The sequence below is a fragment of the Geodermatophilus sp. CPCC 205761 genome, from assembly GCF_051383655.1.
GTDB lineage: Bacteria > Actinomycetota > Actinomycetes > Mycobacteriales > Geodermatophilaceae > Geodermatophilus.
The window spans coordinates 1-1,456 of sequence record NZ_JALPKQ010000104.1; the positions used below are offsets into that span (position 1 = coordinate 1).

At 74.3% G+C, this 1,456-nt stretch carries 2 protein-coding genes; both read left to right on the plus strand.

What is annotated here, in order from left to right; translation table 11 throughout:
- The first annotated feature begins 6 nt into the window (after positions 1–6).
- The gene (locus MY526_RS26905) at positions 7–1,167 is read left to right on the plus strand and encodes an acyl-CoA dehydrogenase family protein (protein ID WP_436705485.1); all 1,161 of its coding nucleotides are present in this window, start codon (positions 7–9) and stop codon (positions 1,165–1,167) included.
- The coding region (locus MY526_RS26910; protein ID WP_436705484.1) for an acyl-CoA dehydrogenase family protein at positions 1,164–1,456 on the plus strand (293 nt) is incomplete at its 3' end. The genes MY526_RS26905 and MY526_RS26910, both read left to right, overlap by 4 nt.

Consider the following 1,456-nt stretch of genomic DNA (forward strand, 5'->3'; position numbering starts at 1 on the left):
CAGCGCATGAGCAGTCCGTTGAGTCTGGCGCCGGCGCCGCGGTCGGAGGCGGCCGAGCGGGTGCGGGGAGAGGTGCGGGAGTTCCTGGCCGGTGAGTTGGCGGCCGGGTCGTTCACGCCGCACGCGGACACCTGGCTGTCCGGGGTGGATCCGGGGTTCTCCCGCAAGCTCGGGGCGCGGGGCTGGCTGGGGATGACCTGGCCCGAGCGGTACGGCGGGCACGAGCGGTCGGCGATGGAGCGGTATGCGGTGACCGAGGAGCTGCTGGCGGCCGGCGCGCCGGTGGCGGCGCACTGGATCGCCGATCGGCAGTCGGGGCCCAACCTGTTGCGGTATGGCAGCGAGGAGCAGCGGCGGTCGATCCTGCCGCGGATCGCGGCGGGGGAGTGTTTCTTCGTGATCGGGATGTCCGAGCCCGACTCGGGGTCGGATCTGGCCTCGATCCGCACGAAGGCGGTCCGCAACGGCGCCGGGGACTGGGTGGTGTCGGGGGCGAAGGTGTGGACGAGCAATGCGCACCATTCGCACTTCGGGATCGTGCTGGTGCGCACCGCGCCGCTGGATCCGGGAAATCGGCATGCCGGGTTGTCGCAGTTGCTGGTGGATCTGTCGCTGCCGGGGATCACGGTGAATCCGATCCGGATCCTGGACGGCGGGCACCACTTCAACGAGGTGGTGTTCGACCAGGTGGTGGTGCCCGGCGGGATGCTGCTGGGGGCGGAGGGGGCCGGGTGGGCGCAGGTGACCGCGGAGCTGGCGTTCGAACGCAGCGGTCCGGAGCGGTTCCTGTCGACGTATCCGGTGCTGGCCGAGTTCGCCCGGCGGGCGTGTGACTCCGGGGACGGCGGGCAGTTGGCGGCGCTGGGCCGGTTGTCGGCGCGGTTGCTGGCGTTGCGGCAGTTGTCGTTGCGGATCGCCGCGGCGCTGGATCGGGGGGAGTTGCCCGACATTCCGGCGGCGCTGGTGAAGGACGTGGGCACCACGTTCGAGGCCGACGTGGTCGATGAGGTGCGGAGGGTGGTGGCGGTGCCGGCGTCGCTGGACTCCCCGGATCCGCTGGGCCGGGCGTTGGCCGAGGCGCAGCTGCACGCGCCGGGGTACACGCTGCGCGGCGGGACGAATGAGATCCTGCGCGGCATCGTGGCCCGCGGGCTGGGGCTGCGGTGAGCGCGGAGCGGGCGCTGGTGGTGGGCACGGTGCGCGACATCCTCGCCGCGCACGAGCCGTTCGTGCTCGGCGCCGGGCGGGCCTGGGATGCCCGGTTGTGGGCGGCGCTGGCCGGGGCGGGGCTGACCGGGGTGGGGCTGCCGGAGGCGGCCGGCGGGTCGGGTGGGGAGCTGGCCGACGCGGTCGCGGTCGTGGGCACGCTGGCCGCCGGGGCCGGCGCGGTTCCGGTCGCCGAGCAGCTGCTGGTCGCCGGGCCGGCGCTGCTCGCCGCCGACCTGCCGCTGCCCCC

What these genes read in the sequence shown, in the direction of transcription:
- MY526_RS26905 (WP_436705485.1), top strand. Translation starts at nt 7, where the DNA reads ATGAGCAGTCCGTTGAGTCTGGCGCCGGCGCCGCGGTCGGAGGCGGCC.